General features: G+C 71.1%; 16 protein-coding genes. 9 read left to right on the forward strand and 7 right to left on the reverse strand.

Going from position 1 to position 14226, the window contains the following annotated elements:
- The first annotated feature begins 181 nt into the window (after positions 1 to 181).
- The 4 genes from ABT170_RS36795 to ABT170_RS36810 all read left to right on the forward strand — a co-directional run bounded on the left by ABT170_RS36795 (position 182) and on the right by ABT170_RS36810 (position 5265).
- Positions 182 to 1294 (forward strand): acyltransferase family protein, encoded by a 1113-nt coding sequence (locus tag ABT170_RS36795; protein ID WP_351874856.1) that lies wholly within the window; start codon positions 182 to 184, stop codon positions 1292 to 1294.
- 59 nt (positions 1295 to 1353) lie between these two features.
- Positions 1354 to 2571: a cytochrome P450 gene (locus ABT170_RS36800; protein WP_329941066.1), complete on the forward strand. Its 1218-nt coding sequence runs from the start codon at positions 1354 to 1356 to the stop codon at positions 2569 to 2571.
- A 390-nt stretch (positions 2572 to 2961) separates the two neighbouring features.
- On the forward strand, positions 2962 to 3603 hold the full coding sequence (locus ABT170_RS36805) for a TetR/AcrR family transcriptional regulator (RefSeq protein ID WP_266932015.1): 642 nt from the start codon (positions 2962 to 2964) through the stop codon (positions 3601 to 3603).
- 120 nt (positions 3604 to 3723) lie between these two features.
- Positions 3724 to 5265, forward strand: coding sequence for a sensor histidine kinase (locus ABT170_RS36810; RefSeq protein WP_443034226.1), 1542 nt, complete (start codon positions 3724 to 3726; stop codon positions 5263 to 5265).
- A gap of 37 nt (positions 5266 to 5302) precedes the next feature.
- Here the strand turns inward: ABT170_RS36810 and ABT170_RS36815 are convergent, their stop codons facing one another.
- Positions 5303 to 5767: a hypothetical protein gene (locus tag ABT170_RS36815; RefSeq protein WP_351874860.1), complete on the reverse strand. Its 465-nt coding sequence runs from the start codon at positions 5765 to 5767 to the stop codon at positions 5303 to 5305.
- A gap of 79 nt (positions 5768 to 5846) precedes the next feature.
- Positions 5847 to 6533 carry a GDSL-type esterase/lipase family protein gene (locus tag ABT170_RS36820; RefSeq protein ID WP_329941063.1) on the reverse strand — a complete coding sequence of 229 codons (687 nt, stop codon included), beginning with the start codon at positions 6531 to 6533 and terminating at the stop codon, positions 5847 to 5849.
- Between the two features lie 60 nt (positions 6534 to 6593).
- Between ABT170_RS36820 and ABT170_RS36825 the strand changes: the two genes are divergently transcribed.
- Positions 6594 to 7595 carry an SdiA-regulated/phytase-like domain-containing protein gene (locus ABT170_RS36825; RefSeq protein ID WP_351874864.1) on the forward strand — a complete coding sequence of 334 codons (1002 nt, stop codon included), beginning with the start codon at positions 6594 to 6596 and terminating at the stop codon, positions 7593 to 7595.
- Positions 7596 to 7866: 271 nt separating this feature from the next.
- Here the strand turns inward: ABT170_RS36825 and ABT170_RS36830 are convergent, their stop codons facing one another.
- The 3 genes from ABT170_RS36830 to ABT170_RS36840 all read right to left on the reverse strand — a co-directional run bounded on the left by ABT170_RS36830 (position 7867) and on the right by ABT170_RS36840 (position 9738).
- Positions 7867 to 8220 (reverse strand): beta/gamma crystallin domain-containing protein, encoded by a 354-nt coding sequence (locus tag ABT170_RS36830; RefSeq protein WP_329941061.1) that lies wholly within the window; start codon positions 8218 to 8220, stop codon positions 7867 to 7869.
- A 305-nt stretch (positions 8221 to 8525) separates the two neighbouring features.
- Complete coding sequence (locus ABT170_RS36835) at positions 8526 to 8924, reverse strand: PPOX class F420-dependent oxidoreductase (RefSeq protein WP_329941060.1); 399 nt, start codon at positions 8922 to 8924, stop codon at positions 8526 to 8528.
- 31 nt (positions 8925 to 8955) lie between these two features.
- Positions 8956 to 9738, reverse strand: coding sequence for a TetR/AcrR family transcriptional regulator (locus ABT170_RS36840; RefSeq protein ID WP_329941059.1), 783 nt, complete (start codon positions 9736 to 9738; stop codon positions 8956 to 8958).
- Positions 9739 to 9851: 113 nt separating this feature from the next.
- Between ABT170_RS36840 and ABT170_RS36845 the strand changes: the two genes are divergently transcribed.
- From ABT170_RS36845 to ABT170_RS36860, 4 genes are all read left to right on the forward strand, one after another.
- Entirely contained in the window at positions 9852 to 10973 is a 1122-nt protein-coding gene (locus ABT170_RS36845; protein WP_351874869.1) for an ATP-binding cassette domain-containing protein, read from the forward strand.
- Positions 10970 to 11809 carry an ABC transporter permease gene (locus tag ABT170_RS36850; RefSeq protein ID WP_351874872.1) on the forward strand — a complete coding sequence of 280 codons (840 nt, stop codon included), beginning with the start codon at positions 10970 to 10972 and terminating at the stop codon, positions 11807 to 11809. The genes ABT170_RS36845 and ABT170_RS36850 overlap by 4 nt, the downstream gene beginning before the upstream one ends.
- Before the next feature lie 45 nt (positions 11810 to 11854).
- A complete protein-coding gene (locus tag ABT170_RS36855; RefSeq protein WP_351874875.1) occupies positions 11855 to 12367 on the forward strand; it encodes a GNAT family N-acetyltransferase in 513 nt (170 codons plus the stop codon).
- 67 nt (positions 12368 to 12434) lie between these two features.
- Positions 12435 to 12848, forward strand: a complete 414-nt coding sequence (locus ABT170_RS36860; protein ID WP_351874899.1) for a DUF4259 domain-containing protein — start codon at positions 12435 to 12437, stop codon at positions 12846 to 12848.
- An 84-nt stretch (positions 12849 to 12932) separates the two neighbouring features.
- Here ABT170_RS36860 and ABT170_RS36865 read toward each other — a convergent pair whose 3' ends face one another.
- A complete protein-coding gene (locus ABT170_RS36865) occupies positions 12933 to 13436 on the reverse strand; it encodes a DinB family protein (RefSeq protein WP_329941055.1) in 504 nt (167 codons plus the stop codon).
- A 35-nt stretch (positions 13437 to 13471) separates the two neighbouring features.
- Positions 13472 to 14086: a Uma2 family endonuclease gene (locus ABT170_RS36870; RefSeq protein WP_351874879.1), complete on the reverse strand. Its 615-nt coding sequence runs from the start codon at positions 14084 to 14086 to the stop codon at positions 13472 to 13474.
- Positions 14087 to 14226 lie beyond the last annotated feature (140 nt).

The following is a 14226-nucleotide window of genomic DNA, read 5'->3' on the forward strand; positions in this document are numbered from 1 at the left end:
AATCGCACAATGGGATTCAAGTGATCGAAATAATCGGCTTGACCCGTGTCAAGGAAATCATTGATAGTGAGGCTTCAGTGATTTCATCCCGGTGCTGTCCGCCGGGTGAAGCCGGAGGGGGATGATGGTGCAGACGTCGGAGTTGCCCGCCCGGCGGAATCGTCTGCCATCATTGACCGGAATGCGATTCATCGCGGCATTCGCCGTCGTGGTCTCTCACCTGTCCGGGCAGATAGTGGGAACGGAACATCCCGGCCTGCTGGATCTGATCACGACCCTCGGGCCGGTCGGCGTGGCCTTCTTCTTCGTGCTCAGCGGGTTCATTCTCACGTGGGTCGACGATCCGAACGACACCGCGAGGCTCTTCTGGCGCCGACGCGTGGCGAAGATCTTTCCGAACCATCTGACGACCTTCGCGGTCACGCTGGTGCTGATGGTGATCGCCGGTGTGCCGGTCATGTTGATCAACACGATACCGCCGCTCCTGCTGATCGAGCCCTGGATTCCCCACTTCGACGCGCTCGGCGGACTGACCGGCATCAATGTGCCGAGCTGGACCCTCGGCTGCGAGCTGATGTTCTATTTCGCATTTCCTTGGCTGATCGTTTTCGTCCGGCGTATCCGCTCGGCGCGTTTATGGGCGTGGGCTGCGGTCGTCGCCGCCGCGATCATCGCCGTACCCTTCGTCGCGCTGCTTCTGCCGGAGCAGCCGGCCACCTCGTGGGACCCGGCGGTTCCGCAGTGGCAGTCCTGGTTCGCGTACAGCTTTCCCCTCACCAGGATGCTCGAATTCATTCTCGGCATCCTGATGGCACGCATCGTGATCTCGGGGAAATGGATTCGCCTGGGCATGGCACCGGCGTTTCTCCTCACGGTCGTCTGTGTGGTGTTCCAGGCCGGACTGCCCGGCATCTTCCACCTCTGCGCCGGTCCGACCGCGTTCGCACTCGCCCTGGTGATCGCGGCGGGCGCCGGTGCCGACGTACGCGCCGTGCGTACGCCGTTCAACGGCCGGACCATGGTGTGGCTGGGAGAGATCTCGTTCGCCCTCTATCTCGTGCACTACCTGGTCATCCAGTACGGCCCGATCGGCGCGGTGCACGCCACGGGCGAGGCGGTGGCCGCGTCCCCGTCGACAAGACTGATCCATGTCCTGCTGACCGTCGTGATCAGCGTCGCCCTCGCGGCGGCCCTCTACACCGTGGTCGAACGACCCGCCGTCCGGCGCTTCAGCCGCCCGGCGGGCAGGCGCGAGAAGCCGGTCGCGGTCCCCGGAGCGGTGGACGGACCGTAGCCTCTCCGTCCCCGGCACGGTGTGCCGTGAGACCTTCCGTCAGGCTGGAGCCCTCCCTCATGACGAACACCCGTCCCCCTTTCGGTGCCGACGTCCCGGGTATTCCGGGCGGCAGGCCGGATTCCTGTCCCTTCGACCCGAACGAGACCTACACCCGGCTGCGTGCCGAGGCACCCGTGACACCGGTCCGCTGCCCGGCCGGGATGGACGCGTGGCTGGTCAGCCGGTACGAGGACATCCGGGGCGTGCTCAAGGACCGGCGGCTGAGCTCACGCGGCGCGGGGTCGATGCACATGCTGCCGTCCTACGACGGCCGCGCCCCGCTGCCCGGCTCGATGATCCAGTTGGACGGCGAGGAACACGCGCGGCTGCGGCGGCTGTTGATGGGCGAGTTCACCGTGCGGCGCATGGAGGCGCTGCGCCCGTACATCCAGCGGATCACCGACGAGCACATAGACGCGATGCTCTCCGGGTCGGGCGCGGACCTGGTGCGGGACTTCGCGTTGCCGATCCCGTCGCTGGTGATCTTCGAGATGCTCGGCGTGCCCTACGAGGATCACGAGGCGTTCCAGCGCGACAGCGAGGTGCTGATGGGCTTCGACGCGGACGAAGCCGCCCGCGACGCGGCCAGTGGGCGGCTCCAGGACCACCTCGGCGAGCTGATCCGGCAACGGATCGCCGAGCCCCGCAACGATCTGCTCAGTCGGCTGATCGACCGCGGCAACCGGACCGAACGCCCGTTTTCCGTGCCGGAGTTGGCCACCCTCGGTGTGCTGCTGCTGGTCGCCGGACATGAGACGACCGCCAGCATGATCGCGCTCAGCGCGCTGGTGCTGCTGGAGGATCCGGAGCGCAGGGCCGCACTCCGGGCCGCACCGGACACCGCCGGATCCGCCGTGGACGAGCTGCTGCGCTATCTGTCGGTGATCCAGTTCGGGCTGCTGCGTTACGCCACCGAGGACGTCACTGTCGGGGGCACCGCCGTGAAGGCGGGGGAGTGGCTGGTCGCCGCGGTCCCGTCCGGCAACCGGGACGAGAGCGTGTTCCCGGCCCCGGACACCATGGACCTCGGCCGACAGTCCCGTACGCACCTGTCGTTCGGCTTCGGCGCGCACCAGTGCATCGGCCGCCAGCTGGCCCGGATCGAGTTGGAGGTCGCGCTGACCACCCTGCTGCGCCGCATCCCCGGCCTGCGCCCGGTGTTCCCTTCGGCGCAGGCCGAGTTCAAACTCAACGGCATCGTCCTCGGACTGCGGAGCATGCCGGTCGTCTGGTGAAGGGCCAGGCAGGAACGGCCCTGGAAGAACCGCCCCGTGGGAACGGCCCTGGAAGAACCGCCCCGTGGGAACGGTCCCGGAAGAACCGCCCGTGGGAACGGTCCCGGACGAACTGGCCCCGCAGGAACGGCCCCGAAGGGCGAACGCGTCCTCCTCGTCAACTTTCCCGACCGCTCACCGTGCCACTTTGGGGCTGAAAAACGTCGGCCCCCCGATCCGCCGGGGGAGCGCGTCGACGGCGCGACAGGGGGTGTGAGGGCGGGGTGCCGCACTCCGGTTGGGGTGTGGCGCAGTCGGAACCACCGTGCCGGGGCGAGCACAATGGGGCGGGCGGTCTGTGCAGAGGTGCTGAGGCTCCTCTCCCGCACCTCTTCCGCTGAAGGAGGACCGGTGGTGGACAACTGGCCGGCTCAGCGCACTGGCCCCGGTGACACGCTCCGGAACCAGGCGCGCGAGCAACTCCTCAACGCGGCCCGGGAACTGTTCGGAGTCGTCGGGTACGCGGAGACGACCGAGCTGGCGATCTGCGCGGCGGCCGGGGTTCCGGCCGAGGTGCTGCGCAAGGAGTACGGCTCGCGTGAGGGGCTGCTCGTCGCGCTGCACAACCGGGTGACGACGAGCGGGCTGCGGGCCGCGGAGAACGCCCTGCTCGCCAAGGGCATGGACGAGTGCGGGACCGCCGAGCGCGTCCGGCGCCTCTTCGACGCCTACGTGGAAGCCGTCACCCGCGATCCGCGCGAGGCCCGGGTGACCTTCGTCGAGGTGCTGGGCGTGAGCGCCACGGTGGACGAACACTGCAAGCTGTGGCGGGCCCTGTGGACGGAGTTCCTGACCGGGGAGGCCGAGCGGGCGGTGGACCGGGGGGAGGCGGAGGACCGGGACCACCGGGTCGACGTGATGGTGATGGTCGGTACGGTCCACGAGCTGATGGCCCATCACAGCCGCCGGCCCCGGCGGGCCCGGCCCGCCGAGGTGTCCGGTGAACTCACCGAGCTGGCGCTGACGATGCTGGGGTCGCAGCAGGTGGAATGACCCGGGCGTGATCCGGGGCAGGGGTCTCGGGGGATCCGGGGATCCGGGGATCCCGGGCGGACCGGGGGATCCGGCCACCGGGGCGGGACCCGGGGACTTCGCGCTCAGTACCGTCCTCGTATGGACAGTGCGAAACGCGGCGGCGCGGGACCGCGGACCCGGCCCGGGGATCCGGCCGGGGTGGCCGCTGCCGCCGCCGCGGCCGGGGTGGGGCTGAGCATGGTCAGCCTGTGGTGGGTGGTTCCGGCGGCGGTCGCCGCGTTCCTCGCCGGGCAGCGGACGGGGCGGGCCCGGCCCACCGCGCTCGCGCTGGTCGCGGTCGTCGCGGCCGGGGTGGTGGCGGTGGCCCTGGTGCCGTCGTGGCTGCCGCTGGGGAGCCGGTTCGTGGCCGTGGTGGTCCTCGCGGCGATGCTGCCGTGGTTCGCGGGGCGGTTCCGGCACCAGTACCGGCAGCTGGTCCGGGCCGGGTGGGAGCGGGCGGCACAACTGGAGCGCGAACAACGGCTGGTCGCCGAGCAGGCACGGCTGCGCGAACGGGCCCGGATCGCCCAGGACATGCACGACGTCCTCGGCCACGACCTCAGCCTGATCGCCCTTTCGGCGGGCGCGCTGAGCCTCGCGGCCGACCTCGACGACCGGCACCGGCAGGCGGCCGGGGACATCAGGGCCAGGGCGGGGGCCGCGGTGGAGCGGCTGGGGGAAGTGATCAGCGTCCTGCGTGACGGGAGCGACGAAGTGCCCCTGCGCCCTGCGGGAACCCCGGACGAGGGTGCCGTCCGTGGCGGTCGCGGTGGCCCGGCCGCCTCCGTGTCCCGGGTCGCCCGGCTGGCCGACGAGGCCTCCGCGTCCGGGCTCCCGGTCGACCTGCGCGTCGACGGCACGGCGGACGGCGTCCCCCCGGTCGTCGAGCGGGCCGTGCACCGCGTCGTGCAGGAGGCGCTCACCAACGTCGCCAAGCACGCCCCGCACACCACGGCGCGCGTTCGCGTCGCGCACTCGGCCGACGAGACCGAAGTGGTGGTCGAGAACGGGCCGTCACCGGTCGCCGCCCCAGCCGCACCACCAGGGAGCGGTGCCCACGGCGGACACGGGCTCATCGGGCTCGACGAGCGGGTGCGGCTGGCCGGGGGCACCTTCACCCACGGTCCGCGCGACGGGGGCTTCGCGGTCGCCGCCCGGATTCCGCACACCCCCGCGCGACCCGTCGCACCCGTCGCACCCATCGCTCTCCGGTCCGGCGGGTCCGGCGGGTCCCGGTCCGGCGGGTCCGGTGGCGGGGGTGGCGCGCTGCCCCAGGAGCACCGCCATGCCGGGCGCCGGGTGCGCCGGACGCTCGTCGCCGCGGTCCTGGTGCCGCTGGTGGCGGGGGCGTTGCTGTCGCTGGTGCTCATGGGGTGGGAGCTGTGGTCGGTGTCCCGGTCGGTCCTCGAACCCGGCGACTTCGCCCGGCTGCGGGTGGGGATGGCCCGGTCCGAGGCCGAACCCCTCTTGCCGGAACGCCGGACCGGCCACCGCCCGGTGGACGCGGAGCCTGCCGGACCCGGCACATCGTGCTCGTACTACGCGATGACGGCCGACCGGTTCGACGACCGGTCGGGCGACGCGTACCGGCTCTGCTTCCGCGACGGCACGCTGGTGTCCGCGGACGCCCTCACCCCGTAACGGAGCAGGACGCCCGCCGACGGGGGCACGGGACCGGCTACCGGCTGAACGTGTTGTGCTGGGTGCCGCTGCCCTGCACCGGGCCGCTGAACGTGCTGCCGCGGAAGTCGTTGTGCACCGACCCCGGGGCCACGGCCTCGGGGTCGACCGCCCGGACGGCCGCCTCCAGCTCCTCCGCCGCCTCCGGGTCCGCGGTCAGCGAGGCCTGGAACATCGCCTCCCACACCCGTACCGCACGGGCGAAGGCCTCGTCCGCCTCGACCTGGGTACGCAGCGCCTGTGCGAGTTCCCCGGCCCGCTCCCGGTCCCCGGGGCGGCCCTCCAGCGCGGTCAGCGCCGTCTCGGCGGGGTCGGGTTCCGGGGCCGAGCCCTCGGGCGTTCCCGGCGCGGGGTCCCGGCGCCGGCGCACCAGGCCCGTCAGTCCGGACCAGGCCTGACGGCCGATCTCCCCGCCCGCGCCGCCTGCCAGCGCTGCCAGAACACCCAGCGAAATCGGGTCCATTGACCCACCCCCGTACCTGATCGTCATTCGGCCGATGAGGCACCACCGTACGGTCCGGGGGCGGGCGGGCGCAGTGGTTTCAGCCGCGGGGCGTGTACGGCCCGCCCAGTCCCCACGCCTGGTGCATCGCGTCGGCGAAGGCCGCCGCCAGTTTGTGCTCGCCGCTCGGGCCGGGGTGCGTGCCGTCGTAGGTGTCCGTGTGGATGTCGTACCCGGTCGGGCGCGAGGCCAGCAGCAGCGGGGAGGCGGCTTCGTCGAGGTCGGCGACCGCCTTGGCGAGGAGTTCGTTGAAGCGCTCGCACTCGGCGGCGAAGGGGGCGTCCGACTCCGCCCGGACGTTGGGGATCACGGGCAGGAGCACGATCCTGATACGGGGGTTGGCGGCGCGGGCCGCGGCGATGAACGCGCGGGCGTTGCGCGCGGTCTGCGCGCTGTCCGTGTAGAACCCGAGGTCGATCAGGCCGAGCGAGACGAGCAGGACATCGGCGCGGGTCCCGGTGACCGCGTCCCCGATCACCGGAGCCATGTGCAGCCAGCCCTCGCCCCAGCCCGCGAGGTGCGCGCGGGCCCCGGCGGGGAAGGACGGGGCGCCGTACGCGTACGAGAGCGGGGCGCCCGCCTCGGTGTCGTACAGCTCCGTGCGCGGGCCGACGAGCGCGAAACCCCCGCCGAGGGTCGCTTCGAGGTGCTGCCACATACGGAAGCGCCAGGTGAAGTCGCCGGCGCGCCCGATCGTCATGGAATCGCCGACCAGCAGAAAACGCATATGCGCCATCATGGCCGATCAGCGCGTCGGCCTGCGACGTGACGATGGACACTTGAGCCCATGCGCTCGTATCTGACTGCCTTCGGTGCCGCCACGCTCCTGCTGCTTCCGGGGGCGGCCCTCGCCGCGGCCGACGACGGCGGGGCCGATCGGAGCTTCACGATCGAGGACCCCAGGATCACCGAGTCCAGCGGTCTGGCCGCCAGCCCCACCCACCCGGGCGTCTACTGGACGCACAACGACAGCGACGACGGTCCGTACATCTACGCCGTCGACTCCCGCACCGGGAAGACCGTCGCGACGATCACCATGCGCGGCGTCGGCGAGCCCCGTGACGTCGAGGCGATCTCGATCGGACCCGACGGCAACGTGTACGTCGGTGACATCGGCGACAACCTGAACGGGACGTGGGACCACGTCTGGATCTACCGCTTCCCCGAGCCGAAGGAGCTGCGCGACGCCACCGTCACGGCGACCCAGTTCGATGTGACGTACGCGGACGGGGCGCGCAACGCCGAGGCGATGATGGTCCACCCGAAGACCGGCCGGGTGTACATCGCCTCGAAGAACGAGGACGGCGGCGGGCTCTACGAAGGGCCCGCGAAGCTCTCCACCGGCGGGACCAATGTGTTCCGCAGGGTGGGGGAGGTGCCGTGGGTGACGGACGGGGCGTTCTCGCCGGACGGGACCGAGCTGGTGCTGCGGTCCTACTTCAGCGCTCGCGCGTATGCCTTCGAGGGCGGCAGGCTCGGCGACGACCGCGCGGTGAGCGCCCCGTTCCAGGGGCAGGCCGAGTCGGTGACGTACACGGCGGACGGCTCGGCGCTCATGTTCGGCTCGGAGGGGAGGCGGAGCGATGTGGAGCGGGTGGAGGTCCCGGGCGGCAGGGGCGGCAAGAGCTCGGAGGGCGGTTCCGGGAGCGCCGGCCGGGGGTCCGGCGGAGGCGGCGGGGACAGCGCGGACGACGGCGGGGAGAAGGGGAGCATGACACTGGGCGCGGTCGTCATCGCCGGGGTGGCGGTCATCTGGTTCGCCCTGCGGAGGCGGCGCGGGCAGGGGTGAGGCGGGGTGCGCGGGGCGACGGCCACGGGCATGCCGATACAGGCCGCGCGCACGGGCACGCGGCCTGTATCGGTCGGCCGGGAGTGGGTGAATTCAACCCCACGAAGAATTCAACCCCACGAAGAATTCAACACCACGATGAATTCAGCTTGTACGGGAAGTGGATTGAATCAGCCGAGGGCCTGGATCGTGCAGGGCCGTGAATCGTGAATCGGCAGGTCTTCCCGGACCGCGGCCCGACCGTCCACCGGTCGGTTCATCTGTTCGTCCGCTAAAGGATTTCGATGTCCTTGACCTTCGGGGGACGGTTCGGGAACGTGATGTCGGTCCACCGGTTGATGCGCACCGAGTCGCCGTTCTCGTCGTAGTAGATGAGGTCGTTGTTGCCCGTCGAAATCCGGTCGACCCACCAGCTGCCGAAGTTGGTCCGGCCCTTGTTGGCGTAGCAGTCCACGCTGGAGCGGCCGTCCAGGTGCGACCAGATCTTCAGGAAGTTCTCCCCGCCACGGCACTCGACGTGGTCGATCGCGTAGGCATTGCCCGTGGGCAGGGCCATGGTGACCGCCGCGGTCGCGGCGAACGCCACGGCCACGGAGCGGGCAACCCTCTTCGTCTTCGAGATCACAAATTCTCCTTCATTCGATGAACGAACGGGGAGGCTATGTCACGGTCGGGCAAATGAAGACGTGCCGAAAATTTATTCGCCCGCCTCCGTGTGACCCTTCCACCGTTTCGTCTCTCACGCTTGCCCTTCGAAGATCCTGTAAGGCGGGTGTGTATGGCAATCATCCACGGTGCCCCGGGCCGGATTACACCCATAAATGTCTAGATCGAGAGCGCATGGGAGGTGGTCACACGTTTCAGTAGCGGCAGATTGACGATATGTATGAAGGTGTGCGGGGCTCGCGCTGGAAACGTCTTCGCACCGGCTCACTCGTCCGGAATCGGCCACACCTCGTAGTGGAGCGTCCGGTCACGCTTCAGCCGGTGCGCGAGCGGGACCAGTACCCCGTGCATCACCGGGTACTTGCGCGACAGCATCCGTGCCGCGTGGGTGTTCTCCTTCGTGCCCGCGCGGAGCAGCCGCGCGTAGGCCCTGATCCGTGGGCCGGTGGGCCTGCCCCGCACCGTGCACGGGGCGATCTCCACCTCCGGGTGGTTCCTCATCCGCTCGACCTTCCACGCGGAGGAGAAGGTGCGGATGAAGGCGTGATCACCCTCGACGGCGATGTTGACGGGCGTGCCCACGGTCGAACCGTCCTGCCGGTGGGTGCTCAGCAGGACGGCGTACTGCTTGACGAAAGGAGCGAGCTCCCGGCTGGCGTCCATGTCTCCATTGGCGCACGGACCCGGACCGCCGTCATCCCCTCGCGCGCTCCTGGACGAGCACTTCGAAGCCGTCGATCAGCCGCCGCAGTCCGAACTCGAAGTGGTCGAAGTCGGCGCTGAAGGTGTCCTCCGCCATGCCCGCCATCATCGGGTACTCGCCGCTGAGCATGGCCCGTTCCAGGTAGGGGCGCTGGCCCTCCCAGAAGTCCGCGTCGCTCAGGCCCGTCTGCCGTACGGCCTCCACGGCGTGGCTCTGGGTGCGGGCGAGGCCCTCGACGAAGCTGTTGACCGTGATGATCACGCCGATCAGTTCGGGGTCGGACAGTCCCATGCCGCGCAGGCCGGTGAGGGCCAGTTCCAGCCCGCGCAGGGCGCTGGGGCCGAGCACCGTGCGCGCCTGGTTGATCTTGAGCAGCCAGGGGTGGCGGCGGAGGTTGCCCAGATAGGTGCGGGCCATCGCGTCGATGGCGTCGTGCCAGTCCGCGGGCACGTCGGCGGCGCCGCCGGTGAGCGGTTCGCCGAGGACCCGGTCGAGCATCAGGTCCAGCAGTTCGGCCTTGCCGGGGACGTAGCGGTAGAGCGACATCGTGCCGGTGCCCAGCTCGGTGGAGAGCCGGCGCATCGAGACGGCGGCCAGTCCCTCCGCGTCCGCCACGGCGACGGCGGTGGTGACGATCCGGTCCAGGGTGAGACCCGGTTTCGGGCCGCGGCTGGGGCGGTCGCCGGTGCTCCACAGGAGCTCCAGGCTGCGCGCGATGTCACCGCTCCCGGTGGTCGTGCCGTCCGTTTCCGCTGCCGAACCGTTTCTCGTCATGAGCACCAGAGTAATGCGCCGGTCAGGAATTGAGTACGGTGTACTCTTCATCGGGTACGGTGTACCCAGTTCTGATCCGAGGGTTCTGGTCGTCTCTGTGGAGGGGGTGTGCCATGTCTGCGTCCCGATACGCGGTCCTGGCCGAAGGCGTCGTGAAGCGGTACCGGGAGAAGGGGCGGAGGAAGGACCGGGGGAAGGGCGGGGGAAAGGGGAGCGGCGGGGAGAAGCGGGCGCTCGACGGCTTCGACCTCGCGGTCCGCCCCGGCACCGTGCACGGTCTGCTCGGACCGAACGGTGCCGGCAAGACCACGGCCGTGCGGGTCCTCGCGACCCTGCTGCGGTTCGACGGCGGGCGGGCCGAGGTGGCGGGGCTCGACGTGGGGCGCGAACCCCGGCTCGTACGGAGCAGGATCGGGCTGGCCGGCCAGTACGCCGCCGTCGACGAGGTCCTCACCGGCCGGCAGAACCTGGAGATGTTCGGCCGCCTGTTCCACCTCGGCGCCGGGCGGGCCCGGCAGCGGGCGGGGGAGCTGCTGGAACAGTTCGACCTGGTGGAGGCCGCGGACAAGGGGGCCAAGGAGTACAGCGGCGGGATGCGGCGACGGCTCGACCTGGCCGCCTCCATGATCCTGGCGCCCGCCGTGCTGTTCCTGGACGAGCCCACGACCGGGCTCGACCCGCGCGGCCGGGGCGAGGTCTGGGACGCGGTACGGGCGATGGTGACGGGCGGTACGACGGTCCTGCTCACCACGCAGTATCTGGACGAGGCGGACCGGCTCGCCTCGCACATCACCGTCATCGACCGGGGCCGGGCCATCGCCGACGACACCCCGGACGGGCTGAAGAACAGGATCGGCGGGGACCGGATCGAGGTCGTCGCCGCCGAGGAGGGGGATCTCCCGGCGGTGGCGCGGGCGGTGGACCGGGTGGCCGGGGGCGGGCTCGTCATCACGGACGGCACGGCCCGCCGGGTGCACGCGCAGGTCGCCGACCGGGTGGCCGCGCTGACGGAGGTGGCGCGGGTGCTCAGCGACGGGGGCGTCGCGGTCGAGGACATCGGGCTGCGCAGGCCCAGCCTGGACGATGTCTTCCTGCGGCTGACGGGGCGCGGGGCGGCGGACGAGGAGCCCCCGGGTACGCAGGTCGGCGGCGTGGCGGACAAGGGCCCGAGCGCGGGCGCGGGCACAGGTGCGGGCGCGGAGTGCGCGAACGAGAAGACGGGGGCGACGGCATGACCACGCTCGAACGGAAGGACACCGCGGCGGCCGTGGGACCGGAGCGCGGCCGGCTCTCCTGGGCGCTCGTCGACTGCTGGAACGTCACACGCCGCAGCCTGACCCACTATCAGCGCCAACCCATCGCCATCATCTGGCAGTTGGGGTTCCCGATCCTCTCCGTGCTGCTGTACGGCTATATCTTCGGCAGTGCGATGAAGGTGCCCGGCGGAGGCGACTACCGGGAGTTCCTGATGCCCGGCATGTTCGCCACGACCATGACGATGGGCTTCATGAACACCGCGATGGCCGTCGTCACCGACGCGGGCAAGGGGGTCATCGACCGGTTCCGCTCCATGCCGATGGCCCCGTCGGCGGTCGCTTCCGGACGCGGGGTGGCGGACCTGGTCGTGGCCGCCGCCGAGCTGACCATTCTCGCGGCCACCGCGCTGGCGGTCGGCTGGCGGGCGGGGGGCGGTCCGATGGAGGCGGTCGGCGCCTTCGGGCTGCTCCTGCTGCTGCGGTTCAGCCTGATCTGGGTCGGCGTATGGCTCGGCCTGCTGGTGCCGAACGCGGAGGCGGCGGGCGGGCTGTACGCCATCGCCTTCCCGGTCACGATGATCTCCAGCGCACTGGTCGCGCCCTCCCTGATGCCGGGCTGGCTCGGCACGCTCGCCGCGTGGAACCCGGTCTCCTCGACCGCCACCGCGAGCCGTGAACTGTTCGGCAACCCGGTGGCCGGCGGCGGCACCTGGGTGGAGGAGCACGCCCTGCTGATGGCCCTGGTGTGGCCGCTGGTGATCACGCTGGTGTTCCTGCCGCTGGCGGTGCGCAGGTTCCAGCGGCTGAGCCGCTGAAAACGGCTTCGCCGCAGGCAGGGGCCCGACGTAGGGTCGGGCCCCATGCACCGCAACGGGCCCCTGCCCTTCACCACCGACCGCCTCGACGCGCTGCCCCTGGAGGCCGCGTACGCGGACGGGATGGCAGCCGTCCTCAGTGACCCGGCCCTGTACACGTACACCGGAGGCGCCCCCGAGGACACGGCCGCGCTCCGGGCCCGCTACGAGCGCCAGTGCGCCGGTTCGCCGGACCCCGCCGAGCAGTGGTGGAACTGGGTGCTCCGGGTCCGTGAGGACGGCCGCCTCGCGGGCTACGTCCAGGCGACGGTACGGGGCGGGGTGGCGGAGATCGCCTGGGTCGTGGGGACCCCGTGGCAGGGCCGGGGCTACGCGAAGGAGGCGGCGGCGGGTCTCGTCGCGCACCTGCTGGCGGACGGTTCCGTCCGTACGGTCCTCGCGCACATCCACCCCGCCCACACGGCGTCCGCCGCCGTGGCCGGGGCGGCGGGACTCGCCCCGACCGAGGAGTGGCAGGACGGCGAAGTGCGCTGGCACCGGGACGTACCGGGGGCCTGAGGGGGTGCCCGGCCGATTGTCAGTGGTGGCGGTCAGGATGGGGGGCACCAACGGAGAGAGGGACACCATGGGCGCCTGGGACATCGGGTATTTCGACAACGACACCGCGGCCGACTTCGGCGGCCGGGTGGACGACGCCCCGCCGGAGAAGCGCGCGGATGTCCTCAGGGACGCTCTGGCGGAGGCGGCGAACGCCTCCCCGCAGGGCTATCTGGACGACGGCGAGGTGGTGGTGGCCGCCGCCGCGCTGGTGGCCGCCCAGTGCCCCGGCGGTGAGCCCGTCACCACTGCGTACGGCCCGAAGCAGCCCCTGCCCCCGCTCCCCGGGGACCTGCGCCCGCTGGCGGTGCGGGCCCTGGACCGGGTCGCCGGGGAGAATTCGGAGGTCCTGGAGCTCTGGGCCGACGGCGGTGCGGGCGAGGAGTGGCTGGCCGGGGTCGCCGCCCTGCGCGCGGTGCTGGCGGCGGCGCCGGCGGAGTGACGGGAGCCGCCGTGAGGCGACGGGGCGGAGCGGTGGGTGACGGGACGCCATGAGACGTCGGTGCCGGGCCGGTTGCCCGGGTGGTCAGTTGTCCGGGTGGGCGCCCGTCGCTCCGTCGATCAGTTCGCGGACGATGTCCATGTGCCCGGCGTGCCGCAGCACGTCCTCCAGCATGTGGATGAGGACCCACCGCATCGACACGACCCGCCCGTCCCACGCGGTGCCCGTCGCGTCGAGGTCCGTCTCCCGGATCGCGAGGTCGGCGGCGGCGCGGGCCCGTCCGTAGAACGCCAGGATGCCGGCCGTCGTCTCGTCGGGCCCGACGGTCATGTCCTCGGTCGCCGTGTCGAACCAGAACTTCTCGGTCTCCCGGCCGAACGGGGCGCAGAACCAGCCGTATTCGACGGTGGCCAGATGCTTCACGATGCCGAGCAGATTCGTCCCGCTCGGGGTCATGGGCCGACGCACCTGCTCGTCGTCCAGGCCCTCCAGCTTCCACAGCACCACATCGCGGTGCCGGTCGAGGCTGATGTGCAGGCTTTCCTTCTCGCCGCCGGTGTAGGGGACGTGCGCCACAGATGTGATCATGTGCAGAATCTAGCGGCACGACCCCGGCCCGGTCCTCAGCGTTTCGGGCGGCCCGCCTGCACCAGCTCGGAGACGTCGAGGGAGACCTCGGCACCGATGGAGGCGGGGAGCGGGGCCTGCTGGCCCGGCGCGTACACCTCGTGGCGGTCGTATCCGCCGGCCAGCGGCTCGGTCAGGACATGGACGCGGCCGTGCTTGCGGTCGAGGACGACGTAGACCGGGATCTTGGCCTCGGCGTACGCGGCGACCTTGTTGCGCAGGTCGTTCTGGTAGTTCCCGGAGGTGACCTCCGCGACCAGACGGAAGACGCCGGGGTCGTAGCAGCTGTTCTCGGCGCGGTGGTCGTCGAAGTCCTCATCGACCAGGGCCAAGTCGGGAATGGCGTAGTCGTGCGGGCCGCTGGGCAGCCACACACCGATACCTTGAATGACGGCGGTTTCGCCGTCGTCGAGACCTGCGGCAATGAACGGGCGCATCAGTTTGGTCAGCGCGCGGCCATGTCGGCCGTCCGGCGACGGGGCCACGGTGATGACGCCTCCGATGATCTCGACGCGGCGCCCCGGGAGCTGTTCGGAGAGTTCGTTGGCACTCTCCAGCAGCGAGATCTCCGGTTCACCGTCACAGGGGTGCTCGACTGCTGCTGCAGACATTGCGGGCCTCCTGGAATGGCTGGTGTCGAGAACATCATCGTAGGACCGGGCGGTGCCGGATGTCCCACAGGCGATGCGCCACCCGGTCGAGTGAAGCAGAAACGGCCCGGCACACGTGGTGTGCGCCGGGCCGTCTCCGT

It is taken from the genome of Streptomyces sp. NPDC001787 (assembly GCF_040297465.1).
Classification (GTDB): Bacteria; Actinomycetota; Actinomycetes; order Streptomycetales; family Streptomycetaceae; genus Streptomyces.

What these genes read in the sequence shown, in the direction of transcription:
- ABT170_RS36840 (WP_329941059.1), bottom strand. Translation starts at nt 9,738, where the DNA reads ATGACGAGAAACGGTTCGGCAGCGGAAACGGACGGCACGACCACCGGG.
- ABT170_RS36865 (WP_329941055.1), bottom strand. Translation starts at nt 13,436, where the DNA reads ATGATCACATCTGTGGCGCACGTCCCCTACACCGGCGGCGAGAAGGAA.
- ABT170_RS36845 (WP_351874869.1), top strand. Translation starts at nt 9,852, where the DNA reads ATGTCTGCGTCCCGATACGCGGTCCTGGCCGAAGGCGTCGTGAAGCGG.
- ABT170_RS36870 (WP_351874879.1), bottom strand. Translation starts at nt 14,086, where the DNA reads ATGTCTGCAGCAGCAGTCGAGCACCCCTGTGACGGTGAACCGGAGATC.
- ABT170_RS36835 (WP_329941060.1), bottom strand. Translation starts at nt 8,924, where the DNA reads ATGGACGCCAGCCGGGAGCTCGCTCCTTTCGTCAAGCAGTACGCCGTC.
- ABT170_RS36820 (WP_329941063.1), bottom strand. Translation starts at nt 6,533, where the DNA reads ATGCGTTTTCTGCTGGTCGGCGATTCCATGACGATCGGGCGCGCCGGC.
- ABT170_RS36855 (WP_351874875.1), top strand. Translation starts at nt 11,855, where the DNA reads ATGCACCGCAACGGGCCCCTGCCCTTCACCACCGACCGCCTCGACGCG.
- ABT170_RS36800 (WP_329941066.1), top strand. Translation starts at nt 1,354, where the DNA reads ATGACGAACACCCGTCCCCCTTTCGGTGCCGACGTCCCGGGTATTCCG.
- ABT170_RS36850 (WP_351874872.1), top strand. Translation starts at nt 10,970, where the DNA reads ATGACCACGCTCGAACGGAAGGACACCGCGGCGGCCGTGGGACCGGAG.
- ABT170_RS36860 (WP_351874899.1), top strand. Translation starts at nt 12,435, where the DNA reads ATGGGCGCCTGGGACATCGGGTATTTCGACAACGACACCGCGGCCGAC.
- ABT170_RS36810 (WP_443034226.1), top strand. Translation starts at nt 3,724, where the DNA reads ATGGACAGTGCGAAACGCGGCGGCGCGGGACCGCGGACCCGGCCCGGG.
- ABT170_RS36795 (WP_351874856.1), top strand. Translation starts at nt 182, where the DNA reads ATGCGATTCATCGCGGCATTCGCCGTCGTGGTCTCTCACCTGTCCGGG.
- ABT170_RS36815 (WP_351874860.1), bottom strand. Translation starts at nt 5,767, where the DNA reads ATGGACCCGATTTCGCTGGGTGTTCTGGCAGCGCTGGCAGGCGGCGCG.
- ABT170_RS36825 (WP_351874864.1), top strand. Translation starts at nt 6,594, where the DNA reads ATGCGCTCGTATCTGACTGCCTTCGGTGCCGCCACGCTCCTGCTGCTT.